The sequence below is a fragment of the Haloferax sp. DFSO52 genome, from assembly GCF_048158745.1.
Classification (GTDB): domain Archaea; phylum Halobacteriota; class Halobacteria; order Halobacteriales; family Haloferacaceae; genus Haloferax.
Genome location: NZ_JBLOPB010000005.1, coordinates 15351 through 40719, shown reverse-complemented (window position 1 = coordinate 40719; position 25369 = coordinate 15351). Strand labels below are relative to the sequence as shown.

The window sequence follows — 25369 nt, the reverse complement described above, 5'->3', positions numbered from 1 at the left end:
CTCTTTGTGTTCGGCCAACTCTTCGGCATAGCGGGCAATGTCCCGAAAGTGATTCGGTTCCAACTCTTTGCGGGCGTTGACGACCTCTGTGGAGCGGCTCACAGGTGGTGTCGGTGGTTCGGAGGACATCATTTTTTCATTCGTGTTAACCAACACAAATCGCTGCACAACATTTTGTTGGTTAAACTGGCGATTCTATTTTCTGTTCTCCTCCGTTTGTACTCCTACTCGAAACTTCTGTTTGAACTTGCTTCGAGCTACATTACAACGTGTTTCGACGAATCGACATTGTACGTACGCTGGTGCGAGTACTCACACTGGTGAAAATATCTAAAGATTGATTATTCAAAATACATATATTATATATGATAATAAAATTGGTCTGCCCAAACAGGTGGACCCACTCGCACACGACTACAATACTACACGAACATGTGAGTGATATTGGTCCTTGACGTGGCCAGTACTCGCATGATTGTGAAAGGTATTTTGTTCTTGAATAATATTCCGATATTGTGTTAAATAAAAACAGCAATCAATGTCTATTATCCCAATTTCAATTGAATTTTTGAGCTCTATATTAATTAGTGGACTATATTTGGGTTGCTGAATTACGTTCTAACTCCTAAAATATTTACTATTATATGTGTCTGACATCTACTCCCTCGAAAAACCAGAAACGATGTGGATCTATGCTGGTGAGTATCGCGGGTACGAACTGTCGACTGCTTGGGCGTCTTCTTCGAGCAGTGCGACGACAAGGTAGTCAGCGTAGTCGGCAAAGTAGTCCACAAGCCGCGAAATACGGCCAGCGTCTATCGCCTCAAGGGAGTCGAGCACCATGAACGGCACCGTCTCGTATACCTCGTGAATGAGGTATCCAGCGAGTGCAAACACGAGACCCGTCACCTCACGCTCAGACTCTGAAAGGTGGGCCAACGAATCTTCGTAGCTCACTCCTTCTTCGTTCGTCCGGATAACGTGCAGTTCGAAGACTGACTTGGTGACCTTCTTGCGACCCTCACGAACGCGCTGCTCTGTGCGCTCGATCCAAATCCGTTCGAGGTTATCGTACTCGAGGACGTCAAGGACGTCGTCCATGCGAGTGTTGAACTCTTCGACAGCCTCTGATTCGAGTCGCTCGATTCGCGTTCGAAGCTCTTTGAGCTCTTCGTCGATTTCGTCACGGGTGGCTTCTAACTCATCGCGCTCGTCGAGCTTCGCTTCGATAGATGCAATCTCGTCCTCGACGTCGTCGAGGTCGGAACGAAGTCGTCCAAGATCGTATTCGAGCTGGTTGGCTTCGCGGTGAAGATCAAGCAACTCACCGTGTTCTTCACTTTCTAGCTCGTCGACCGTCTGTTCGAGTGAGTCGACTTCGTCTTCGAGCTCACTTCGGCGTGATTTCAGTTCTTCTATCCGTTCTTCACGAGTAGTCTGTTCACTCTCGATTTCTGAGAGACGACGCTCAATACGATCGCGTTCACGCTGTCGCTGCTCGTGGGTCGACTTCTCGTCTTGGAGCTCCGAAAGCTTCTGCTTGAACGATCGGCCCTCGTCGAGTTTTTCCTCACGGAGACTTCGGAGTCGGTCAATCGTGGATTCAATCTCCTCTTGGTCGACTTCTGACCCACACGTCCAACAGACGACCTGCTGATCGGCGAGGAGTTGGTCAGTGACGCTCCCGCTCTCACTCGATTCAGAGCCTCGGAGTGCCTCAACAACATCAGAAGACGTCCCAGAGAGCATTTCCTCGTTGAACTGAATCACCGACTGAAGTTCGTTGATAGTCGACTGAACCTCTTGCCGGCGCGTGCGAAGTCGACTAATTTCGGATTCGATTTCGCTCACCTGTCCGCCGGCGACGTCCGGAAGCTCTTCAGCATCCTCCTGCAATTCTTCCTCTTCGGACTCGAGTGCATTGAGGCTCTGCTTTTCAGTCTGGATTCGCCGGTCGACGTCGTCGATCTCACCCCGTTTGTCTCGAAGCTCACCGAGTTTTGACTCAAGTTCACTTTCTGCTTCTTGCTGTTCGCTTACACTCGCGTCATACTCCTCTACTTCGCGTTCTTTCTCAGCGAGCTCTGTTTCTTTTTCGTCGATTTGATCTTGGAGTTTCGTCCGTCGCTGTTCGAGAGTCGGAAGTTTCTCCGAGAGGTTACTGAGGGTCGACAGTTCGTTCGAAATCTCTCGTTTCTGCTGTTGCAGGGCGTTGACCTCTTCGTTTATCGACTCGACGTCGACCGGTCGCATTATGAGGTCTCGGAGGTCCTCTCCGTTGGCGACTGCGCGACGAGCATCATTCGTCTCGAGCAGGAACGCAAAGAGATCAGCAAGCTCTGTGTCGTCGAGGATCGGGTCTCCGCCAGTAACTACTGAACTCCCCTGTCGCTCAAACGTTCGCGTATACGTTTCGTCACCGAGAGTCAGCTCGACAAATCCCTCTTCTGCGTCTCCTTTCAACGCTACATCGTCGCTTCCGTGAGCAGCCATTATCGACCGCAGAAGTGATGTTCTGTTCGTTGCATTTCGTCCTGCAAGAACTGTTACACCTGGCTCAAATGATGTCGAAAGTTCGTCTATCCCACCAATATTTTCTACAGATATGTTGACCTTAGATTTGGACATCTGTTCTGAACTCATACCGCCGATTAGCAGTTGCTCCTTTATAAATTCACAGGGATAACTGAGCTCAAAATTACAGTACTAGTTTTGTAATGAAATTATTCGGAACCACTCGTAGTATCACAATCACATCCTCCTCGCTCAAGTAACTGGACGACTTCGTATTGAGTTCCACAATCTCTGCAGTAAACTTGGGTATCGACGAGAACGTCGAAATCTCCAAGTCGAAGCTTGTTCGTGCTCCGTAGCGAAGCGAGGCTTCTTTCAGTTACAGCTATCAATCGACCACGAAGCTTTTGAATGGATTGGATTACGTTGTCGAGCCGGTTGGTAGATTTTGATTCCTTTGTTACACCTCGAATATCCGTGAGATACGTGTACACTGCTTGATGGGAGACGAAATCCGAGAGTAATTGATCAACGTCTACTCCCTCTGATTGGATAGTATTTTTCGCCTGAACCCGCATCCCCTCTGTTGTATTGTCACCAGTGAGTAAGGCGTACATATTCTCGACTTCTCCTTCGAGGACATCAGCGTCCACATCATGTAATGCAGAAGCGAGTACTTCCTGGTTCATTTGGTCTGCAAGATCTCTGAGACTATCACCTTCAGGATCTGTCCAGCGACGAGCTAATGTCTCACCAAAGTCGCCCAAACCGTACTGTTTTATCACCCTCTCGATCTTCGATTGACGGCGACTACTACCTTGGTCCGCGCTCATTATCGAGTAGTTGGTTACTGGGGCTTAATATGTTTAGTTTTGTTACTTAGCGGACAGTCATCTCCCGTTGAATTTGCAGAATTCAAGCAATATTAGCTGCCATTTTAATTCTGTTAAATAAAAATTGAAATTATATCTATTTAGCTGTTATTAGCCAACTTGGATATTGAAACATTGGTATTCACGAGATGATGATAATTGTTGTTTCCCTCGCTAATCAAAAAGAAATATGGATGTTGTCTCTAATAATTTCGTAATAGCTCGTTGTTTTCAACTTGGCTGGGATTGTCGCTAGTTTAATATTGCCCAATTGATAGAATACTATCCTGTTTTCAGTGGTGCAATACAATAGTGTGTAGCATAATTTTGTAGGTGGATCAAATTGGTTCGTACCGATTCGACCACTCGACCATGTCTAGCCGTAACTTCGGGTTGTACGACTCTTTTAGCCAATCTTCGCTGCCGAGTAAACAGAACTCCCTCTGACGTGGCTTGGCACGAACTCACTGATACATACCCTTTTCAGATAGCACAGAATTCAAGCCACACGTCATTCTACTGAAAGGCAAACTCTATGGATATCACCACCGACTGTTCACAAGACTCCATCGAAGGCCCTGACGAGTACTTCACAGGCGACGCCCGAATTGACCCTCTATTCGACCCGCAAGGCGAAGCCCGCGCAGCGGCGGCGAGCGTCACATTCGAACCTGGGGCTCGCACCGCGTGGCATACTCATCCGCTCGGCCAGCGGCTAATTGTGACGAGCGGCTGTGGCCTAGTGCAACGAGAAGGCGGAGAACGCAAGCAGATTCGCGCGGGTGACGTGGTCTGGTTCCCACCGGGGGAGAAACACTGGCATGGTGCGACGCCGAACAAAGCAATGACGCACATCGCTATTCAGGAAGAGCGTGACGGGGAAGTCGTCAACTGGTTAGAACACGTCAGCAACGACGAGTACAACCCCGGGTTAGATAACTGACTGCTGTATCTACCAACCGAGACTGCAAGAGCTCCAGAAGGGTTTCGTGACTGAGACGTGCGCTGAGTTCAGCACGACCACAGAATCTACTCAGATTCTACCAGAAAGCATCTGCTGAACGTAGATGGTGTAGTCAACAGGACGGTTATTTAGTTCACGACAGACTGTGAAATTCATCCGCGAAGTAAGGTGAGATTCATCCGCGAAGTAAGGATGCAACGTGCTCGATGTCGCAGGGTAAAAGCACCTCTTGGAGTTGAATGCGTGACTGGTACAAGCGGGGTGTGAAACCGCCCGAACAGAGACAGGTATTTAACCAAAAATCTCAATGGTACGAGATAACATGGGGAACAAAATCTCGAGCGTGACGGTCGTCGGTGGCGGCGACGCTGGGCTCCTAGCTGCGCTAGCACTTCGCAGGGTGAATCCACACCTCTCGATCGAAATCGTCGACGATTTCGAAGACCCACCGACGAGCGTCGGTCAGGGGACGTTCCAGTCCATCGTCCCGTTGCTACACGACGCACTCGGAATCGATGAGTCGCGGTTTCTCCAGGAGGTCAGACCGGTCTGGAAAGGGTCCTCGTATTTCCGGGACTGGTGTGGCTACAAACCGTTCCACTACGCGTTCGACATCCGCTCGGTGAAGCCGGAACTCGACGACCCACAATCAGTCGAATCGCTGTACCACTACTACAATACAGGTGATATGTCCACGCCCGCGGAAGGAATTGTCGACAGCCGCAAGACACCGCTGGTCTACGCACCAACCCAGGACTCGTATGTAATGTACCCCAACATGGCGTATCATCTGAGCATCGGACGGTTCAACGCCTTCCTTCGGACAATGTGTACGGAGCGGGACATCGACCTAATCAACGACCGGGTAACGAACGTCGAGACGAACGCTTCGGGGACCTGGGTCGAACACGTCGAGGGTGAGTCAGGCGTCTACGACGCGGACCTGTACGTCGACTCGACGGGGTTCTCGCGCCACCTGATCAGCGAACTTGAGGCCGACTACCACAGTTTCGACATACCACTCGACAGGGCCGTCACCGCCCAGGCAGACATCGACATCGCGGATATCGTGCCAGCGACCGTCTTGGACACGGGCGAGTACGGTTGGTTCTGGCAGATCGATACGCCTGAAGGTCGGGGAATGGGTTACGTGTACAGTTCCGAACACGTCTCCAAGGAGGGTGCTCTCGCGGAGTTCAAATCCCACCGCGACGAACAGCTCCAAGGCATCGCACACCACCAGTTTGACTCGGGGTTCTTCGAGACCGCTTGGGTCGGAAACTGCGTCACGACGGGCAACGCTCAGGGGTTCATCGAACCACTCCAGGCGACGTCACTGACGACCCATCTGAACACCGCCCTGCGCCTGTCTCGTCGGCTTGCTGGCCGTGGCCACATTACCGACGCTGCGTTCAGGGAATCCTACAACAGATACGTTCGGGGGAGCTGGAACTCCGCCTACGACTTCATCAGCATTCACTACCTGTTCGCCGACGGAGACAACGACTTCTGGAAAGCGATGCGGTCGATCCCAGTAAGCGACCGCATTCAGGAATACATCAACTACTACGACCGCAACGGGTTCGAACTGTATAACTCCGAACTCGTGACCGAAGAAGGCTCACAGCGGGGGATGCTCGCGTTCCCGACGTCGAGTCTCTATTTCGTCATGCGACACATGGGCGCCAAATCTAGCTTCTACGAAGAACACGAGTTCACCGTCAGCGAAAACGTGAAAGAGCGCTGGCGACATCGAAATGGCTACGTCGAGGACCTGGCCGATGAGTGTCTCAGCTACGAACAGGTGTATAAGTCTGGGCTGGTCGATTCTTTCTTCAGAAACGAACGGGTCTTCGCACAAGCCGCGGCACCGCGGTCACAGTAAGTCGCCCGCCGCTGTTTCGAGCAGTTCGTCGAAGCACGAGATGAGAGAGCAGTCTCTCTCCCGGCGGGTGATATAAAATTAGAAACGAACGGTCGGGATGGGTGGTACTACTGGGCGACGAACGGTCGGAGTGTGACTGAGAACGTGAAGGTATTGGGGTCCACGCGGTACTGTTCGAGCGTCGCTGGTCCGCAGCTACCGGTTCCCAGTCCGCAGTGAGTATGGTCGAGCGACACCGAAATCTCCTCGCGTTCGGGAAGTTCGTAATCATGGTCAGCCGCTTCCAGGTCGTCGGTCGTGTAACGATGGGCGGTCACGTGGAGTGGTGAGTCCCCCGTCACGTGGAGACCGACGCCACGGTCGTCGGTGAACCTTGCCCAGCGCACGTCTGCCCGGTTCCCGTTGGCTTGCGGGCGGACGTAGGGCGTGTGTAGGTCAGTCACGTCGCGCTGGTACCGGCCGATGAGTGTCGCCTGCTTGCTGTCGACGTAAGACTCACCGGGACCACGGCCGTACCATGTGACTGTCCCGACGTCAGCGGGAAGTGTCAGATCGAGACCGACTCGTGGCAGGGATGGTAGAATCGAGAGGTCACCCTCAGGTTCGAGCGTCGTGTCTACCTCGACCGTTCCATCGTTGTGGATCGTGTATACCTGTTCAGTGCTGAAGCCGTGATCGAACACGGGTGGTGCGAGCCGACCGCGGACGGTTATCTCGACGCGGTCGTCACCCCGTCGCTGGTGGGTGACGTCGTCGGTCCGGAACTGGAGGCTGTCCAGTCCATGTTCGCGCCAGAGTTGCGCGAACCCAATGGTCCGGAATTGGTCGGGTTTGAGCGTCTCCTTACGTTTAGACATCGACGTTAGTCGAGAGAGGAGGGTTCCGTCGAGTGGCAGCCCTCGGTCGTTGTCTGTAGGGGCACGCCACAGGTCAACTCGTGGACCGGCTTCGAGGAGCGTTTTTCCGTGGTAGCTTAGCGAAGCGAGAACACCGTTGGTGTCGTCGAAGCGGGCTTCGAACTCAGGGCTCGAGACGACGATGCCGTCATCGGTCGACTCGCACGTGAGCGGCCCGCTGCCGACGGCGGGCATTCGCGGTTCGCCGCTGTCTGGGAGTTCGAACTGCCCTGTCGAGATGGTGTGTCCCGCTTCGGCCCACGTTGTCTCGCCTGCGAGTTTGATCGTGACGGTCAGCAGGTATTCGGCGTCACTCCGATCGTCGTCCTCGAACGGAACAGTGACCGTCTCACGCTCGCCGGCTGGCACATTCGGGAGGTCAAGTTCGCCACTCTCTACGACCTCCCCATCGGCTTCGATCCGCCAAAACGCTGAGAGGTGGTCAAGACCGCAGAAATCGTAGCGATTTGTGACGGTCAACTCACCCCGTTCGAGAGCGGCGGACTCCAAAACCACCGGTTCAATGACCTTTTTGTATTCGGTGAGGCCAGGCGACGGTGTGCGGTCGGGGAACACCAACCCGTTGATGTTGAAATTCGCGTCGTTCGGTTCATCGCCGAAGTCACCACCATAGGCAAACCAGATTTCGCCGTCGGCCGTCGTCTGGCGCAGCCCCTGATCGAGCCAGTCCCAGATAAACCCACCTTGAAGCCGCTCGTTGTCGTAGATCATGTCCCAGTACTCTCGGAGATTTCCAGGTCCGTTGCCCATCGCATGAGCGTACTCACACATGATGACCGGGTGGTCGTACTCGTCTTCGGCGGCCCACGCTTCAAGTTGCTCCCAGGGCGGGTACATCGGCCCGACGATGTCCGAGACAACCTGTTCGGTATCAGGTTCGTAGTGGATTGGCCGGGTCGGGTCGCGCTCGCGCGTGTCCTCGGCCATCGCAATGTGGTTCTCTCCAAAGTCAGATTCGTTGCCCAACGACCAAATCACGACACTCGGGTGGTTCTTATCGCGCTCGACCATGCGAACCATTCGGTCGACGTAGGCGTCTCGCCATTCGTCGGCGTCACTGATGTGGGCCGTGTCGCGGGCGAGTTCCATCCCGTGGCATTCAATATCTGTCTCGTCAACGACGTACAGCCCATACTCGTCACAGAGGTCATAGAACCGCGAGTCGTTCGGGTAGTGGGCGGTCCGGACGGCGTTGACGTTGTGGCGTTTCATCAACTCTACGTCCTCACGCATCATCTCGATGGGGACGTTGCGGCCCCGGTCTGGATGGAAATCGTGACGGTTGACCCCGCGAATCGTGACGGCCTCGCCGTTGACGAGGAACTGGCCGTCCTCGATCACGACGTCGCGGAACCCGACAGTCTGCGCGACGACTTCGGTGATCTCCCCATCTGTATCGGCCAATGAAAGTTCCAAGGTGTAACAGGTCGGCGTCTCGGCCGTCCACTTCGCGGGGTCAGTGACGGTCGTTTCGAGTGTTATCGTCGACGTCTCGCCTGCTTGAATCTGCGTTGTTTCATCGAGTTCGGCGACGATGGTGTCGTCATCGTCCCAAAGCGTCGCCGAGACATTGTTGGTCGCGCCAGTCGCGCCGACGTTGGCAAGGTCAACGATCGCACTGAACTCAGCATCAGTGTAGTCCGCATCGAGGTCGGTTCGCACGTCCACGTCAGCGATGTGGGTCTCGGGAAGGGCGTAGGCGTATACTTCTCGGAAGATGCCGCTGAGCCACCACATATCCTGGTCTTCGATGTAACTGCCGTTGGTCCACTTGTAGACGCGAACGGCGACGGTATTCTCACCGGGTTCGACGTACTCGCTCACGTCGAACTCCGCTGGGAGGCGTGCCCCTTCACTGTACCCGACGCGCTTGCCGTTTACCCAAAGATGGAACGCTGAGTCAACGCCTTCGAAATGCAGGCGAATCTGACGGCCGTCCCAGTCCTTTGCGACGTGGAACGTCCGGCGGTAGGACCCGGTTGGGTTCTCCGTTGGGACGTTCGGTGGATCGAGCGGAAACGGGTAGACGACGTTCGTATAGTGTGGCGCACCGTACCCAGCAGTCTGCCAGTTCCGCGGGACCTCGATTTCGTCCCAGTCATCGGCATCGAAAGTGGGAGCTTCGAAGTTAGCAGGGGCGTCAGATGGTGTCGGAGCCAAGTCAAACTGCCAGTTCCCGTTCAGCGATGTAATCCACGGTGACTTTGCACGGGTGCCTTCGCGTGCCGTGTCAGCGTCCTCGAAAGGCAGTACGTCCGTGTGTGGTGTAAGCCGATTGCGACCGATGATTTCTGGATTGGTCCAATCTTTCATAATACACGTAGGGTCTGACCGATTAGTGATTATCTTTTGGGTGACTCGACGAGGTTCACACCATTGGTTAAGCGACTGGTCCCACCACTGGAGTGGAAACAGACAATCGCAATCCAAGTGGCGACGAAACTTCTAGGATTGCCGTTCAGTGATGAGCAATCCGAATGCGGTGACCACAGCGAAGACGAGTGACACTAGGAGGACTCCGAACGATGCACGGAACGAGATACTGTCGGACACGTACCCGACGACGGCAGGGGAAAGTGCACCGGCACCCATCAGAATCGTTCTGACCGCACCCAAACCGCCGCCAGCAAGAGACGGCGGGAGGATTTCGACGAGGTAGACGCCACGAACCGGACGAAAGCCGTGAGCGCCAATTCCGAAGAAAGCAACGGCAACACCGAGAGCGATCGGTGTCGAACCAACGAATAGCCCGACGAATCCGAGCAACGCAATCAGTATCGTCCCCGTGATGACGTGCAACGACCCCAGTCGGTCGCTTAGGTCCCCCGTGGCTAACTGGACGAAACTCACCGCGAACAACACTCCGTAGAGCACGGTTGCGATCGTCGAACTGACCGGTGTCGCTTCAGTCAGATAGAGCGGGAGGAACGCAACGACCCCATTGTACGTGAACGAGTACGCGACAGTTAGGACGACGAACGCACTGAACCGCCCATTTCTGAACAAGGCGATGTAGTCGGTAATCGACGCGGTATCGGTTGGCTGAGTAGCGGTCTCGACCGGCCCCTTCGACGACGCCCGGGAGAGAAACACTCCGGCGAGAAGGATTCCAACACAGCCAGTTCCGAAGAAGAGCATCTCCCATCCGTGGGTGTTCACGAAGACGACGACTAGCGCAGGCGCAGCGACGCCAGCAGTGGTCCCGAAGGTGTCGAGTACGCCTATGGACCGCCCTTTGTTCTCGGCGTACATCTGAGAGAGGTAGGTGACAGCCACTGTTTTGTGGACGCCCGTTCCGAGTCCGACGAGAATCATCCCGACGGTGAGGAATATGAAGGAACCAGGCCAAGAGAGGAGGAAAACACCACCCATGGCAGTGAGGAGCCCGCCGACAATGACGTGCGGAGAACCGAACTTATCTGCGAGAAGGCCAGAGGGAAACTGCATCAGAGCGTACACGAGCATCATGGCCGTGTACGCGAGACCAAGCGTGGCGTTGGAGACGCCATAGACGCTCTGAAACTCCGGGAACAACGGCGGGAACGCGTAGCGGACGAACTTCGCGAGAAACCAGATGGACGCCGTCAATAATAGGATGTCCAGATTGGCAACGCGATCTCGGCTCACGGATACAGTATCCGTCGGTCGCTGTTTAAATTGTACCGACTAGCGCTGCATGCCTGATTCGCGTGCGATTCTCCCGTTCAACCCATGGCACCATTGATTGTGGGAGGGAGGATGTCAGTTTCCCCGCCGTGAAGGGCGGGAGCCTCTCTTTGATTCGGTAGTCGGGCTCCTCGATTATCTCTCACTGTGCGTCTACTGTCGTACGGTCGATGGTAATCGAGTGGTCGCTGCGTTTTAGATGCGACGTTCACTCGCCATGAAAGGCGTGCTGAAGCTCTATCTGGTCTTCCGTTCCGGTGAGTATCAGAATAGGTGGATGGGTATAACCACCGGAGTCAGGCAGTATTAGTCCTCGACGCGTGTCTCCGCGAAGTAGACGCGGCCAGTTCGTGGGACCTCATAGCGCTCACCAATTACCTCGAAGGAGTCGGACGTTTCGATGGTTGCGGCCGACCGGCCGATTCGAAGTTCGTACTCGTCGGGCTCAACCACGAGATTCATGTCTGTATCGTGGAAGGCTAGCTGTCCAGTCGCGATCTCGAAGTGAACCGTCGCCGACTCGCCCGGTTCGAGGTGAACGCGCTCGAATCCGACGAGTTCCTGCACGGGACGGGCCTGACTCGGCCAGGCCTGATGGGCGTAACACTGAACAACCTCGTGTCCAGCGACCGAGCCGGTGTTCTCGACGGTTACAGTCGCAGTGACGGTTCCAGCTGGATGGACTTCGTCGTCGGACAGGGACAACTCACCGTACTCAAAGTCAGTGTAACTCAGGCCGTATCCGAACGGGTAGAGTGGTTCACTGTCGGCGTAGACGTGGCGCTCAGTTCGACTGTTGGGCTTACGGCCGTAGTAGACCGGAAGTTGTCCGACGTTCTTTGCCACCGAGACGGGGAGACGACCACTCGGACTGTGATCGCCGAACAGCACGTCTGCGATGCCGTGACCGCCCTCTTCGCCGGGAAGCCATGCGTGGACCACTGCGGGGACGTGCTGGTCGATCCACTTGATGCTGTGGGGTTTGCCGCTGATTTGGACGACGACGAGGGGCGTGTCAGTCTCGTAGAGCCGTTCGACCAGTTCCTGCTGGACTCCCGGCAGATCGAGGTCGGTCACGTCAGCACCCTCGCCACTCGTTGGGACATCGGGGCGATCACGTTGGTCTTCGCCTTCTACGTCACTGAGTGCGATTGCCGAGCGCGAACCGACAAACGCGACTGCGACGTCGCTCTCGGCGGCCGCCTTCACCGCTTCGTCGAAGCCGTCAGTCGCGGGACCCGTAGTCGTACAGCCCTCAGCGTAAGTGACGTGGTCGTCACCGAGGCGGTTCTGGAAGGCCTCGAGTGGGGTCACAACGTGGCGGTTGGATTCTTTTTCAGGGTAGTGTGCAGCATAAGCGTAGTCGCCCAGTTGTCCCTCCGGAGTGTCTGCCTTTGGGCCGACAACGGCAACCGATGTGTCGTCGTCCAGCGGGAGTAAGTCGCCCTCGTTTTTCAGAAGCGTCACAGATTCGCGAGCAAGTTCGCGAGCGTACTCCCGGTGGGCGTCAGGTCCGAACGCTTCGTCCGCCTCTTCGGGGTCAGCGCCGTACTCCTCGAACAGCCCTTTCTCGACTTTCTGGCGGAGGACGCGCCGGGCCGACGTTTCGACAGTCTCACGGGCGATATCACCAGATTCGACTGCCTCTACGAGCAGGTCGTACGCTTCGATCTGTGGGAGTTCTACGTCGATGCCTGCTTCGAGAGCCTGTATCGCGGCTTCGTATCGGTCGCGGGCGACACCGTGCTCCTCGTGGAGGAATCGGACGCTGAAATAGTCGGAAACGACAGTTCCCTCGAAGCCCCACTCTCCGCGAAGCACGTCGGTTAGCAACCACTCGTCGGCTGCACAGGGGATACCGTCGATGTCGTGATACGCGTTCATTACCGACTCCGCGTCAGCCTCGTGGATGGCGGCCTCGAACGGGAACAGGTGTACTTCGCGGAGTTCTCGTTCACCGATCTGGACCGACGAACGGTTCTTTCCTCCCTCTCCAAGTCCATGGCCTACAAAGTGTTTGAGCGTCGCAGAGATTCCTTCAGTGGGGTCCGAACCTTGCAGCCCACGGACATAGGCACTGGCCATCTGGGCGACGAGATATGGATCCTCACCGAACGTCTCCTCGGTGCGGCCCCAGCGGTGGTCACGCCCGATATCGAGTACAGGCGAGAGCGCGTGAGCCGAGCCGATTGACAACAACTGGTCGCGAATCCGTGTCGTCATCCCCTCAACGAGGTCGGGATCCCACGTACTCGCCAACCCGATTCCCTGCGGGAATGTCGTCCCGTCGGGCCCCATGTACCCACTGAGACACTCTTCGTGAGGGACGGCTGGAATCCCCAACCGTGTCTCCTCGACCAGAAAACTCTGGATTTCCTCGGTTATTTCGGCAGCGTGTTTCGGTTCGAGGCCACCACCGCCAGCGAGTCGTGTAAGGTGGCCGACACCGTGTTCGAGGATATCCGCCGCAGCGTCGCGATCGAATTCTCCGTCTTCGGTAAGCAGTTGGCCCACATCGTCGTCGTCCCCCTCGATTACGAGTTGATATGCCGGCACAGAAAGTAACTGGGAAACCAGTTCTTCGACCGTCATCCGGTCAATCAGGTCGTTGACGCGACGGTCGACGGGTAACGAGACATCTCGATACAGAGGAGTGTCTTGTGCTGTCACATCACGTGCAATGACGATAACAATCAAAAGTCTATCGTTGCCCTCTAGATGGTCAAAAGTCTGTGAACGAAACGAAAGAAAACAGCCCGTAGTTGGCGCGCTTACTATTTCACGTAGACGGGCTTACTGTTGATGTAGAGCCAAGTCTAGAGGCATCCTATTCGACGCCCTTGGCGACCTCGATTCTCTCGCCGAAGTCTCAGTCGAATCTCCGCACACAGAGGCGGCCAATCCTTCATCGATACAATTTATTTTCAGAAATTTTCACATGTAATGACGGAGGTATCATTACAACCCTCCCAATTGCGTAACCCCGTTCTCGTCTGATTGGTGGCTGAAATCATGCTAGTAGTTCACATCATAGTTCATGATTGATGAACTACTATCAGTAGGGCAAACTGGTGAGAATTACCCGATCGCATGCCGACAGAAGTGGGTCAATATTGAGGATAGAGGCTGGATTGTGCCTGCTCTTGCCTCATTCCCCAAACAATCAGCGGTGATAGTCTATTCAGCGGAGGAACCTGTGACAAAGATACAAATGTTAAAAATGGAACAGTAACAGTATTGAAATCTAACCAACATTAACCGAATATAACGAGCGTACACATATTATATGCTCTCTCCTAGGAAGTGTATATATCATACTGGGTTGTTGTGATTGGAGGATGATGAACTATAATTCAGATATAGTGAACCCGAGTAACTGCTTTTCAAGGTAGCCAGTGTCACTTCACAAACTCTATAACTGGACAATTGGTGGCTTCATTGCACTATTGAAACACGTTTTTCAATGTATACTGCACGCAATTAGCACATTTGGTCATAACTGTTCGAGTTCCTCGATCTCCGTAGCAGACATACTGTTGAAATAGTAATCAACGAAGGTGGAGTACGATTCACTAATACTGAATCGTAGCACGCCTTCGTTCAATTGATGTTCCACTAGTGGTTTCACCATGGGTTCCAAAAATCGATTGTGAATTGGCGACACGATACTACTGGCGAGACAAGCAATTCGTTGTGATCCGTGAACGCGCTTGTTCAGGGATACAACTGCTATTTCGTGATGTGATGTGATGTACACCACGACGAAACTCACCAATCAGTCAGTCGAAGCCTCAAATGGCAAGTAGAGTGGCTAAATGTCAGGCTCCGATAGATATATAATGATTGTCTACAACAGCCAATTTATGTCGGCGATAGATAATGGAGGGTCCGTCCCTGATGAAGCTGCAGCAGGGGCAGACGACCAGACAGACAAAGATGACGAATACTCGCGTCGAAACTTTATGAAGACCGCAGCAGCTGTCGGTGGGGTCGCAGCTACCGGCAGCCTCGCGGGTTGTTCCAGCGGTGGCAACGATGACGGGAGCGGCGGCGGCTCGAATAACGGTGGCAACGATGACGGGAGCGACGGCGGCTCGGATGGAACGTCCGAACAGGATTTCCTCTGGTGGACGATGCGTGGGTACATCCCCGCCGAAACCAATGCCATCAAAGATGCCGCATCAGGATTCGAGGACGCGGCCGACGCGAACGTTAACGTGACGACAGAGGTTATCACGTGGGATCAAATATTCCAGGAGTGGAGTGCGTCACTCGAAGGGCGGTCGATGCCTAACGTCTCCGAAATGGCCTGTGAACACGCGGTCGACTTCGGGAACCGAGGTGCGGCGCGCCCGAATACAGAACTGTTCAACCAGTACGACGACTGGTACGAAACAATCGGTAACTGGGGCAAGTTCGACGGTGATTTCTGGGGTATCCCGTGGTTCATGGAGCTTCGAACCAGTCACATTAACATGAACCTCATGGACGAGGCTGGCGTGTCGAGTATCCCAGAGACCTGGGAAGAACTGATCGAGGCTGGACAAGCCGTCTCTCAGAACACGGATGCAGCTGGATTCACGACACCGGGTGCACAGGACTTCACGACCGGCCAGAATATCGCTGCGTTCACCGCGCAATCGGATGGCGGCTTCTACAGCGTAAACGAGGACGGCACATGGAACGTCGATATCGACAGTCCTGCTTCTCTGTTTGCCCACCTTTGGACGTTGAGCCTCCGTGAGCAGTGGGACATCGCACCCGGCGGCTGGGGCGGAATCGACAGTACATCGGGCGAAGAATTATACCGATCTGGTCGCTCCGGTATCACTCACCAGCCAACCGACTTGGCACGCAGCCTCATTGATCCCCAGGAAGGGGTCAACGAAGAGAACGCAGAACTCGCCGAGGCGACCGAACTGGCACCGATGCCTGCCGGACCCAACGGGGAAAGCCACTCCTTCATGGGTGGGAGCTGTCTCGCGGCGTTCAATTCGAACGTCAGTAACCACGACCCCGGTCAGTCGGTGGGCGATAACTTCATCGACTATATGACACAACCGGAACAGTTGAACGCGTACTTCCCAGTCTCCGCACCGAACTTCCTCCCGGTTCGAACTGGACAAGAAGAGATGGAACTATTCACCGATAACCCCACGAAGGTTCCTGATTCCTGGCTCGAGGCCCGTCTCGAACAGGCACCCAACGCTGTTCGATACGGTATCTCCAGTGCAAAACAGGCCGCACCGTTCCTCGGTTCCTTCGAGGGAGCCTCTGTGGGCTACTCTGCTGCGATTTCCGGGATGATCGGCGCGGAACAGGATCCGAAGTCGGCACTGCGGAGTATGGCTAACAACGCACGCTCGCAGATCAACGATGCAGACTACTTCGACTTCACCGTCGAAGAGAAGGACAGCGGCCCGTCTCTCGACGACGCACCGGACTCGGTCCAGAAATGGATTACGGGTGACGGTGTCCCGCAGATCTACAATCCCTACGAATAGCACATCGAAGGTGTAGCGGGAATATTTAAAATTTTATGTGGTTTAATTTTGTCTCAAACTAGCAGATTAATAGTAGGCTCCCAAACAAATAAAATACCCTAGCACACATGATAACCAAAGACAATGGCTAAAGCAAATACTACAATAGGGGGACTCACAATCCCCAAAGAGTACCGATACTGGCTCGGGAAAGAGAGCGTCTGGGGATGGCTGTTCCTCCTCCCAGCGCTCTCTGCACTAGGACTCGTCAGTGTCATTCCGATTCTCCGTGGAATCGCGCTGAGCTTCTACGAATACGGTGGTCTTCGACCGGACGTCTTCGTCGGGTTAGAGAACTACGTCGAAGTGTTCTCGTTGCCCGACTTCTGGGTCGTCATGAAGAACACGTTCGTCTGGTCCTTTGCGAGTGTGGTCCTGATGGCGGCGGTCGGTTTGTTTTTCGCGGTGCTCCTTAATCGTGAATTCAAAGGACGGTCAATCGCTACGACGCTCCTATTGTTACCGTGGACGATCCCCTTCATCGCGGTAGCGCTCAACTGGACGCTACTGTTTAATTATCAATTGGGGATGCTCAACGGATTCTTACGACTGTTCGGGCTCGAAGGAATCGAATGGCTCGGCCGGTCGCGTTACGCACTGTTCTCAGTGACACTCGCGTACGTCTGGCGTAACTTCCCGTTCTTCATGATTACCTTCCTCGCGGCGATGAAAGGGATCCCGTCCGATCTGTTCGAAGCGGCACGTGTCGACGGTTCGACTCGACTCGACCTGTTTCGCCACATCACACTCCCGTTCATCCAACCCATCGGCGTTATAACGACGTTGCTGATGAGTCTGTGGACGCTGAATCACTTCACGCTCGTGTATGTGATGACCAGCGGTGGGCCGGGGAACACCTCGATGGTGTTGCCGGTGTACATCTACCGGCAGGCATTCCTGCAGAACGACTTCGGAATCGCCGCAGCCATCGCAGTCGTCATGCTCGTGATCATGCTCGGATACGGAATGGTGTATCTGCGACTGTATCAAGAAGAAGTCGGAGGGAAGTAACATGGCTAGTCAAAACCCAAATAAGAAAGAAGTGTTCGGCCTCGAACTGTCCCAAGAGACGATCGAATGGGGGAAAACGATCGGATTCCACTCACTGCTGTGGTCTCTGATCTTCGTGGTCCTCTTGCCAGTCTTCTGGATGATCATGGTCTCGTTGAATCAAACGGCGTTTGACACGTTCCTTACGAACCCCGGCGACTGGCTCGCAGGAGTGAGCCTCGACGCGTACAGAAGGGTCCTGTATGAGACCGATTTCCCGACGTGGTTCAAGAACAGCGTTATCGTCACCCTCGCTTCGACGGCGTTAGCGGTCGTGGTCTGTACGTTCGGTGCGTACAGCATCGGCCGGATGAATTTCAGAGGACGGAAAACGGTTGCGACGTTCCTGTTGATCACGCAGATGTTTCCGCTCATTCTGGTGGCAGTGCCGTTGTTCCTCATCTTCCGCAACATCGGTCTGTTCAATAGCCTGCTGGGGCTTACCATCGCATACGTCGCGTTCGTCCTCCCGTTCTCCATCTGGATGCTTCGTGGCTTCTACGAGAACCTCCCCGCGTCGCTCGAAGAAGCGGCGATGATCGACGGGAGTACGCGTGTAGGTGCGGTGATTCGGGTCGTCATTCCGCTGTCCACCCCAGCGATTGCAACGACGGCTATTTTCGCGTGGATTTTTGCGTGGAACGAATTCGTCATGGCATTAATCCTGATAAACGACAGCGGGAAATCAACGATTCCGCCGGGGTTGGGTTCCTGGGTTGGACAGTACTCTCTGCAATGGGACCTGATGATGGCTGGTGCGCTTGGAGCGACGCTGCCGATGTTCTTCATCCTGCTCTTCCTCCAGAAATACATTATCAACGGACTCGCTGAGGGTGCTGTCAAGACCTGATAGCCTCCTCGCAACCCCGTACGGAACAGACCGGATGCGCCGAATTTCGGCCCCAGTTGAGGTGTCGAATCCCGTCAACCCAAAGTAATAAATGGATGGGATAATGTATCATACGAATAATGAGTAGGATTCTGTTCGACGATGTGACGAAGATATACAATGGGAAGACCGTCGCCGTTGAAGATTTCAATCTGGAAATCGAAGACGGCGAGTTCCTAACGCTCGTGGGTCCGAGCGGTTCTGGTAAATCGACGTTGCTGCGGATGGTCGCCGGCCTCGAGGAGATTACAAGTGGTGAGATCAACATTGGAGGGACTATCGTGAATCGGCTCCCACCACGTGACCGCGACATTGCGATGGTGTTCCAGAACTATGCACTGTACCCACACTTGAAAGTCCGAGAGAACATGGCCTTTGGCCTCAAACGGTCGACCGACCTACCAAAAGAGGAGATCTACGAGCGTGTCCGAGAAGCAGCAGAGATGATGGGCATCGAGGAATTACTCGACGATAAACCGAAACACCTCTCGGGTGGACAGCGCCAACGTGTGGCGACAGGACGTGCAATCGTTCGAAACCCTGCAGTTTTCCTCTTCGACGAGCCACTCTCGAACCTCGACGCGAAACTCCGAAAGCACATGCGGACAGAACTGCAACGCCTCCAGCACGAATTAGAGACGACAGCGATCTACGTCACCCACGATCAAGAGGAGGCGATGACGATGAGCGACCGAATCGCAATCCTCGATGGCGGCGAACTTCAGCAGGTCGGGACGCCCCGTGAGGTCTACAACGAACCACAGAACGCGTTCGTCGCACAGTTTATCGGCAGCCCGTCGATGAACATGTTCGTCTCGGAACTTGAACAGACGGCCAATGGTTCGAAGTTTGTCGGTGATATCGACGTGAAAGTCAGCGAACAACGGGCCAACGTGATCACCGAACAGAGCTCTGAAACGCAATTTCTGCTCGGTATCCGCCCCGAACACATCACAGTTCACACGGAACCGACCGAAGAGAGCGTTCCGGCACAGGTTGACATCATCGAACCACTCGGTAGCAACGACTTACTCTACTTCGTACTCAAAGACAGCGAGAACGTTGAGGAAGTTATCTCTGGCTCAGTTGAGATCGGAGAAGACGTACAGAGCGACAAAGAAGAACACAAGGCCTTCATCGAACCAAACTCCATCCCGATCGATTACGAGCGAAGCGATAAACCGGTGCACCTCACATTCGACACCGAACATATGCACGTGTTCGATCCTCAGACCGGCGAGAACGTTGGGATGGAGAACCCGAGGGTATCCGATGCCTCGACTGAGTCCATCGCAGAGGCGGACGACTGAACACCCTGACCATTTTCGCAATTTTGGAGACGACAGATTATAAGTCACGAGGGCTATTGTTCGGTAGTAATGGGTTCTGACGACTCACCTAATTTTGGATACGATCCGCAGATGGATCACACTGCGGATCCGCACAACGAGACATTCGGTTCGGGTGTCCCAGATCAGAGTTACAGGCAGCTCATTCGTGAGCTAGCGACTGCACGAAATATGGATGATCTGGTCGGGACGATGAAGCGGTACGGCTGGTTGCCCCCGATTACCGGTGTGCTACTCTACGGTATCGTCCAAGGGGTCTTTGAACATCTTACCGAACCGTTTGCGATGTCACAAGGGTACGTCTTCACCGGTTGGAAGCTCGCACTCGGCATCAACATCCTGTTCGGGCTCTTTGTTGTCGCGTTCACGTGGTTTCTCTACTTCGGCGTCATCGGGTCGATAGCGGGATTCTTCTCGGAGAAGACCAACATGGATACGACCGTGTTCAAAGCGGGTGGATACTTGTCCGTCTCGTTCGTCCCCGTGCTTATTGTCTCGTGCTTCTTGGCTCTCACAATCCCAGCCCCCGAGACAGTAGTTGCCGGTGTCGAGCCAACAGAAGCTGTGATCGAGACACATCGCGCGGTCGCCAACTCGCCACAGATGCAGATTGTGGACCTGCTGCTGTCGGCGACGTGGATCGTGGTCGGCTTCCTGTTTCTCCCGATCATTAGCAAGTTGTACGATATCAACCGGAAGCAGAGCGTGATGTCAGTACTCCCGGTAACGTTGCTCGCCGTTATCGGAACGCAACTCGTCTAATAATTACGACAACAGGTCGAATTTGTGCGGTCGCAGTCCTCGCCCGTTCGACGACCTATTCTGGAACCTCACCTGGTTTGACTCGTGGTTCTTCGAGGACACGCTCTACCGAAGGCGGACGCTCGTCGAGGAGCACGCTATCGATACGAATGAAGTGGTTGACAAACTCGATGGCCCGGACCAGTCCTGACACGCGAACTTGGAACGCTTCGAGTCCGCCACCGTCGGCAGTCACGTCGTTGACAACGACACCGTCTTTCGAGATAGCAGCACGCTCGAAGCCCGCGTCGTGTCGTGTCCGAAGGTCGGCTACCGATGTGATCGAATCCAGCCCCGCATTGCGAGCAAGTGTTTTCGGAATCGATTCGAGTACATCGGCGTATGCGTCGATGGCGAGTTGCTTGCGACCGTCGAAGCGGTTCGCGAACGAGCGAATGTCTGTGGCCGCTGCCATGTCAGCGGCACCGCCGGCCGGGAGAGCCTTTGGGTTCTTGATACACGCCCGGAGTGCGTTCTTCCCATCTTTGATGCGACGCTGAGCTTCCTCTGCTGACGTCTGGGTACCGCCACGGACGAGCAGCGTAACCGCCGGGGCACCGACCGCTGCCGGCGGTTCGAAAGCGACCCAGTCGTCCTCCCTGCCGGTGTCTCGAAATCGGACCGTCGCAGTTCCTAATACCTCCGGGTCGATTCGGGTATTTGGCGTGATTGGTCCGCGGGAACTCGCACCCGTAGCCTTTGCGATGTACTTGAAGTCGCTGTCCTTGACGTTACGAAGAACGACGGCACCGTGACCAGCGAGCTCTTTGGCAATCGCCATATCGACGTCGCCGCTGACGACGACTGCGACGGTGTCGGTTTGCCCGATGGCCGCCGCGATACCCTCACTGTCATTGAACCCAGAAGCGGCCCGACGTGCACCGTCGTTAGTTTCTATATTGATGTTTACGTCCGTAGAGAGGCTCCTGGACTGGAGATTGCCATTGATTAACAACACCGAACCGGTTGCCGGTAGCAAGTGTTCGGCAACGACCAATTCCTTTGGGAGCATGACGCCCTCAACGAGCTCCGAGTCGGTGACATTTCCCCCCGGAACAGCGATCGTCTTGGCGTGGTCTAATCGAACACCACCAGTAGCTGGATTGGAGACACGCAACACGCCATTGACCAGCGTCTTGGCGAACCCACCAAGCGGCCACGAATCGGTCCGACCGTTCGTCATCCCTGTGAGGGCAATAGCCTCGAGTTTCTCCTGGTCTAGGGTGTCGTCAGCGGTTCGCAGGTCGATCGCCATCTCGTTCCAGCGTTCCAGTGTCCGCTGTGCACCGATGGAGTATCCTTCGATGATGTCGTTCGGGTGGACTCCCTGATCGGCGAGGTCCATGGCCGTCGAAAGGAGGTCTGACGCGAGAAGCACCGTCGTCGTCGTCCCGTCGCCGTAGTCATCTTCCTGGTCTTCCGCGAGTCGGATAAAGTGCTGTGCGATTGGATGATCCGTTTCGCCTTCGAACTCTTCGATAATCGCCACACCATCGTTACTGACGAATCCTCGGATCCGATCGTCTTCCATCCGACGGACCACCATCTTGTCCATTCCGAGTGGTCCGAGGGTGCTCCGCACGAGGTCACCCATCTGTGTGGATGCGTCACGAATCATCGAGCGGGTCTCTCTCGACGGAATATTCTGCCATCCGGAATACATTTCGTTAGTCGTCATGAGTATTGAGGGAGAGGATATGTAGTAACAGGAGCATTTGAGTAATAATGGCTTCGGAACCGTTGATTACATCACCAGCAGTTTGTCGTAGAGTACCAAGGCGATGACGAGAACGACGATGGCGTACCCGACCTCTTCGAGGAGGTTCGTGCCGAATCCTTGTAGCACATTGATTCCGATAGCGATGGCGGCAATCGTCCCAACGATCAATGCAACCAGGATTCCGACGTTCCGCTGATTGTTGAGTTCTATAGACATATGGGTTGGGTGAACGTCCCACATACAAATAACCGTTGGTCTCAGTCGGTTTTATTCGACACGGATAGACGAGAAATCTGTCACGTAGAGCCGAAATGACCCAGTCAGACACTCGGGCAGTAAACTGTGGACTAGATGTAGCACATGGTTTTATAGCCTGTTGAGCGGTTGACGATATTATGCATACCGGAGTGTGCTACTTTCCAGAGCATTGGCCGCGTGAGCGGTGGAGTACAGACATCGAACGGATGGCCGACGCAGGTATCGAGTACGTCCGAATGGCCGAATTCGCGTGGAACCGGATGGAGCCAGAACCCGGGACGTACGATTTCGAGTGGCTGGCCGAGGCAGTCGAACTCGTCGGCGACCACGGGATGAAGGCGGTGCTGTGTACCCCAACCGCGACGCCACCGAAATGGCTCCTCGACGAATATCCGAGCGTCCGCCGGGTCGAAGCCGATGGAACGCCACTCGAATTCGGGAGCCGTCGCCACTACTGTTACAACTCACCGATCTACCAACGTGAGAGTCGTCGAATCATCGAACGGATGGTCGAACGATTCGCGGGTACCGACCACGTCGCTGGCTGGCAAACGGACAACGAGTTCGGATGTCACGAAACGGTACGCTGTTACTGCGAGAACTGTGAGACGGCTTTCCGGACGTGGCTCCGTGAAGACTACGACGACATCGAAGCCCTCAACGACAAGTGGGGCAACGCGTTCTGGAGCCAAGAGTACAACTCGTTTGCGGAAGTTGACCTCCCGGGACGGACGCCCGCAAACGAGCAACAACACCCGAGTCGAATGCTCGACTACATGCGGTTCGCCTCCGATAGTGTCGTCGAGTACAACCGGCTGCATGTCGATATCTTGCGCGAGGCGGACGACAGCTGGTTCGTCACGCATAATTTCATGGGTGATTTCGAGCCGCTGGACGCATTCGACGTGACTGCTGATCTCGACTTCGCGTCGTGGGACTCGTATCCGACACTCCATGCACAACAAGCGTCCGATACACCTGACCCGGCTTCAAAAGAAGCAGCGTCGCTTCAGCGAGTCGGCGACCCCGACCTGACTGGGATGAACCATGACCTATACCGGGGAGCCAGCGACGGTGCATTCTGGGTGATGGAGAACCAGTCCGGCGATATTCGTGCCTACCCGTACTCAGCTGAACCCGCCGATGGGATGATGCGCCTGTGGGCCCACCAAGCCGTGGCCCACGGGGCTGACACCGTCTCGTATTTTCGCTGGCGACGGTGCACCTTCGGACAGGAACAGTACTGGGGTGCGCTCAATAACTACGACGGCTTGCCGGATCGCGGGGTCGTCGAGGCAGCCGATGCAGCCGCGGACTTCGACGAACTCCCCGACCTAGATGCCACGAGCGGTGACGTTGCGATTGTACTGGATTACGATAGTATGTGGGCACTCCACGATAACGAGCGCCATACGCCCGACTTCGACTACTGGGCGCATATGCGCGCCTACTACCGGGCACTCCGTTCCCGTGGCGTCACCGTCGACGTCGTACCGACGGCGACCGATTTCGACGAGTACAGTGCGGTCATCACGCCGTCTCTCCATCTCGTCGACGACAGCCTCGCGAGTCGACTGGCCGCCTACGCAGAACGCGGCGGTGAGCTTCTGTTGACAATTCGAACGGCGACAAAGAACGAATACGACCGATTCCGCGATGAACTCGCACCGGGGCCGCTGTCTGCGGCGCTCGGCGCTCGAATCGTGCAACACGAGAGCCTCTCACCGGGGCTCGAAACCCGTGTGAGTTACCAAGGAGACGTCTACAACTACCGGACTTGGGGCGAATGGATACAGCCAGAGGGCGCGACGGTCGTCGGTCAGCACGAGTCAGGTGTCGGTGCAAGCGAACCGGCTATCGTTCGAAACGAACACGGCGAGGGCCACGTCGCCTACGTCGGCGTCTGGCCCGAAGCGGCGCTGACGGACGCTCTCATGGTCGCATTGCTCGAACGTGCCGATCTCCCGGTCAACGAGCAGTTGCCCGACAACGTCCGACTCACCGAACGCGATGGCTACACGTGGGTCACCAACTTCAGCGCTGAGGAGGTGTCGGTCAATCCCGGAACCGGAACGGTCGTGCTGGGCGAGGAGACCGTTCCCGGTCGAGACCTCGCAGTCGTCAAGGGGGCCGCCCACGAAATCGAAATTAGCATCAAGAAGTAAAACTGGCCGCGTTCAGCCGGCCAGTAGTTCCCGACAGCGTTCAACTGCTTTTGAATCGTCGCTGATCGGTGAAAACTCACAGCCGACGTACCCGTCGTAGCCAGCTTCGACGAGCGCCGACAGAATCGTATCGTAGTTAAGTTCACCTGTGCCGGGTTCGTTGCGGCCGGGATTGTCGGCGACGTGCACGTACGTCAGGTCACCGATTGCGTTGGTCAGGCTTCTGGTCACGTCGCCTTCCGTGATTTGCTGATGGTACACGTCGAAAAGCAGGCCGACAGCAGTGCTGTCGACCTCCCGAACGATTTCACGGCCCTCGGCAGTGGACGTGAGATAATACCCCGGATGATCGACGGCCGTGTTAAGCGGTTCGACACCGAGCGCAATGCCCGCGTCTTCGGCAATCGGGGCAACACGCGAGAGTGCTTCGACGATCGAGTCGTGCTGCGCTTCGCGGTCGACATCTCCCTGTTCCTGTCCAACGGTGACGATGAGGTTCGAGCACCCGATCTCGGTGGCCACCTCTATCGAGCGCTCCAGGTCGTGGACCGCGGCGTCGGTGCCAGTAGGGTCGGTGAGTGGTGCGTCGGACCCGAGCATCGCCGCGATATCGACATCGGCAGCAGCACATGCATCGGCGATTGCGTTGAGGTCCTTGTCCCGCCAGCCCCAGAACTCGATTGCGTCGGCCCCGGCCGCCGCGGCACGCTCGATCCGCTCTTCGATGGGGAGGTCAGCGAAGACCATCTCGATACAGACTGAGAGGTCCGCCATCG

General features: G+C 55.3%; 16 protein-coding genes. 8 read left to right on the top strand and 8 right to left on the bottom strand.

What is annotated here, in order from left to right:
• Positions 1 to 690: 690 nt before the first annotated feature.
• Both ACK3SC_RS18655 and rdfA read right to left on the bottom strand, forming a co-directional pair.
• Entirely contained in the window at positions 691 to 2643 is a 1953-nt protein-coding gene (locus ACK3SC_RS18655; RefSeq protein WP_416841760.1) for an archaea-specific SMC-related protein, read from the bottom strand.
• A gap of 80 nt (positions 2644 to 2723) precedes the next feature.
• Positions 2724 to 3347, bottom strand: a complete 624-nt coding sequence (gene rdfA / locus ACK3SC_RS18650) for a rod-determining factor RdfA (protein WP_416841759.1) — start codon at positions 3345 to 3347, stop codon at positions 2724 to 2726.
• Between the two features lie 574 nt (positions 3348 to 3921).
• On the opposite strand from rdfA, the gene ACK3SC_RS18645 reads away from it, so the two are divergent.
• Both ACK3SC_RS18645 and ACK3SC_RS18640 read left to right on the top strand, forming a co-directional pair.
• Positions 3922 to 4329, top strand: a complete 408-nt coding sequence (locus ACK3SC_RS18645; RefSeq protein ID WP_416841758.1) for a cupin domain-containing protein — start codon at positions 3922 to 3924, stop codon at positions 4327 to 4329.
• Between the two features lie 343 nt (positions 4330 to 4672).
• Positions 4673 to 6235, top strand: a complete 1563-nt coding sequence (locus ACK3SC_RS18640) for a tryptophan 7-halogenase (RefSeq protein ID WP_416841757.1) — start codon at positions 4673 to 4675, stop codon at positions 6233 to 6235.
• Between the two features lie 107 nt (positions 6236 to 6342).
• On the opposite strand, the gene ACK3SC_RS18635 is transcribed toward ACK3SC_RS18640, so the two are convergent.
• From ACK3SC_RS18635 to ACK3SC_RS18625, 3 genes are all read right to left on the bottom strand, one after another.
• Entirely contained in the window at positions 6343 to 9465 is a 3123-nt protein-coding gene (locus ACK3SC_RS18635) for a glycoside hydrolase family 2 TIM barrel-domain containing protein (protein WP_416841756.1), read from the bottom strand.
• Positions 9466 to 9597: 132 nt separating this feature from the next.
• The gene (locus ACK3SC_RS18630; protein ID WP_416841755.1) at positions 9598 to 10779 is read right to left on the bottom strand and encodes an MFS transporter; all 1182 of its coding nucleotides are present in this window, start codon (positions 10777 to 10779) and stop codon (positions 9598 to 9600) included.
• A gap of 345 nt (positions 10780 to 11124) precedes the next feature.
• On the bottom strand, positions 11125 to 13410 hold the full coding sequence (locus ACK3SC_RS18625; RefSeq protein ID WP_416841827.1) for a glycoside hydrolase family 3 N-terminal domain-containing protein: 2286 nt from the start codon (positions 13408 to 13410) through the stop codon (positions 11125 to 11127).
• A 1223-nt stretch (positions 13411 to 14633) separates the two neighbouring features.
• Here ACK3SC_RS18625 and ACK3SC_RS18620 point away from each other — a divergent pair.
• The 5 genes from ACK3SC_RS18620 (at position 14634) to ACK3SC_RS18600 (ending at position 20411) form a co-directional block, all read left to right on the top strand.
• The gene (locus tag ACK3SC_RS18620; protein WP_416841754.1) at positions 14634 to 16322 is read left to right on the top strand and encodes an ABC transporter substrate-binding protein; all 1689 of its coding nucleotides are present in this window, start codon (positions 14634 to 14636) and stop codon (positions 16320 to 16322) included.
• Positions 16323 to 16445: 123 nt separating this feature from the next.
• On the top strand, positions 16446 to 17372 hold the full coding sequence (locus ACK3SC_RS18615; protein ID WP_416841753.1) for a carbohydrate ABC transporter permease: 927 nt from the start codon (positions 16446 to 16448) through the stop codon (positions 17370 to 17372).
• A 1-nt stretch (position 17373) separates the two neighbouring features.
• Positions 17374 to 18261 carry a carbohydrate ABC transporter permease gene (locus ACK3SC_RS18610; protein ID WP_416841752.1) on the top strand — a complete coding sequence of 296 codons (888 nt, stop codon included), beginning with the start codon at positions 17374 to 17376 and terminating at the stop codon, positions 18259 to 18261.
• A 119-nt stretch (positions 18262 to 18380) separates the two neighbouring features.
• Complete coding sequence (locus ACK3SC_RS18605) at positions 18381 to 19610, top strand: ABC transporter ATP-binding protein (protein ID WP_416841751.1); 1230 nt, start codon at positions 18381 to 18383, stop codon at positions 19608 to 19610.
• 69 nt (positions 19611 to 19679) lie between these two features.
• On the top strand, positions 19680 to 20411 hold the full coding sequence (locus tag ACK3SC_RS18600; RefSeq protein ID WP_416841750.1) for a hypothetical protein: 732 nt from the start codon (positions 19680 to 19682) through the stop codon (positions 20409 to 20411).
• Positions 20412 to 20466: 55 nt separating this feature from the next.
• Here ACK3SC_RS18600 and ACK3SC_RS18595 read toward each other — a convergent pair whose 3' ends face one another.
• On the bottom strand, positions 20467 to 22068 hold the full coding sequence (locus ACK3SC_RS18595) for a TCP-1/cpn60 chaperonin family protein (protein ID WP_416841749.1): 1602 nt from the start codon (positions 22066 to 22068) through the stop codon (positions 20467 to 20469).
• 126 nt (positions 22069 to 22194) lie between these two features.
• The gene (locus tag ACK3SC_RS18590; RefSeq protein WP_416841748.1) at positions 22195 to 22386 is read right to left on the bottom strand and encodes a hypothetical protein; all 192 of its coding nucleotides are present in this window, start codon (positions 22384 to 22386) and stop codon (positions 22195 to 22197) included.
• 179 nt (positions 22387 to 22565) lie between these two features.
• Between ACK3SC_RS18590 and ACK3SC_RS18585 the strand changes: the two genes are divergently transcribed.
• Positions 22566 to 24593 (top strand): beta-galactosidase, encoded by a 2028-nt coding sequence (locus tag ACK3SC_RS18585; RefSeq protein ID WP_416841747.1) that lies wholly within the window; start codon positions 22566 to 22568, stop codon positions 24591 to 24593.
• 12 nt (positions 24594 to 24605) lie between these two features.
• On the opposite strand, the gene ACK3SC_RS18580 is transcribed toward ACK3SC_RS18585, so the two are convergent.
• Positions 24606 to 25367 (bottom strand): TIM barrel protein, encoded by a 762-nt coding sequence (locus ACK3SC_RS18580; RefSeq protein WP_416841746.1) that lies wholly within the window; start codon positions 25365 to 25367, stop codon positions 24606 to 24608.
• Positions 25368 to 25369 lie beyond the last annotated feature (2 nt).

Excerpts from the sequence above, each read along its gene's own strand:
- ACK3SC_RS18600 (WP_416841750.1), top strand. The coding sequence starts at position 19,680 with ATGGGTTCTGACGACTCACCTAATTTTGGATACGATCCGCAGATGGAT.
- ACK3SC_RS18590 (WP_416841748.1), bottom strand. The coding sequence starts at position 22,386 with ATGTCTATAGAACTCAACAATCAGCGGAACGTCGGAATCCTGGTTGCA.
- ACK3SC_RS18635 (WP_416841756.1), bottom strand. The coding sequence starts at position 9,465 with ATGAAAGATTGGACCAATCCAGAAATCATCGGTCGCAATCGGCTTACA.
- ACK3SC_RS18640 (WP_416841757.1), top strand. The coding sequence starts at position 4,673 with ATGGGGAACAAAATCTCGAGCGTGACGGTCGTCGGTGGCGGCGACGCT.
- ACK3SC_RS18605 (WP_416841751.1), top strand. The coding sequence starts at position 18,381 with ATGAGTAGGATTCTGTTCGACGATGTGACGAAGATATACAATGGGAAG.
- ACK3SC_RS18585 (WP_416841747.1), top strand. The coding sequence starts at position 22,566 with ATGCATACCGGAGTGTGCTACTTTCCAGAGCATTGGCCGCGTGAGCGG.
- ACK3SC_RS18645 (WP_416841758.1), top strand. The coding sequence starts at position 3,922 with ATGGATATCACCACCGACTGTTCACAAGACTCCATCGAAGGCCCTGAC.
- ACK3SC_RS18610 (WP_416841752.1), top strand. The coding sequence starts at position 17,374 with ATGGCTAGTCAAAACCCAAATAAGAAAGAAGTGTTCGGCCTCGAACTG.
- rdfA (WP_416841759.1), bottom strand. The coding sequence starts at position 3,347 with ATGAGCGCGGACCAAGGTAGTAGTCGCCGTCAATCGAAGATCGAGAGG.
- ACK3SC_RS18615 (WP_416841753.1), top strand. The coding sequence starts at position 16,446 with ATGGCTAAAGCAAATACTACAATAGGGGGACTCACAATCCCCAAAGAG.
- ACK3SC_RS18595 (WP_416841749.1), bottom strand. The coding sequence starts at position 22,068 with ATGATTCGTGACGCATCCACACAGATGGGTGACCTCGTGCGGAGCACC.
- ACK3SC_RS18580 (WP_416841746.1), bottom strand. The coding sequence starts at position 25,367 with ATGGCGGACCTCTCAGTCTGTATCGAGATGGTCTTCGCTGACCTCCCC.
- ACK3SC_RS18655 (WP_416841760.1), bottom strand. The coding sequence starts at position 2,643 with ATGAGTTCAGAACAGATGTCCAAATCTAAGGTCAACATATCTGTAGAA.
- ACK3SC_RS18620 (WP_416841754.1), top strand. The coding sequence starts at position 14,634 with ATGTCAGGCTCCGATAGATATATAATGATTGTCTACAACAGCCAATTT.
- ACK3SC_RS18625 (WP_416841827.1), bottom strand. The coding sequence starts at position 13,410 with ATGACGGTCGAAGAACTGGTTTCCCAGTTACTTTCTGTGCCGGCATAT.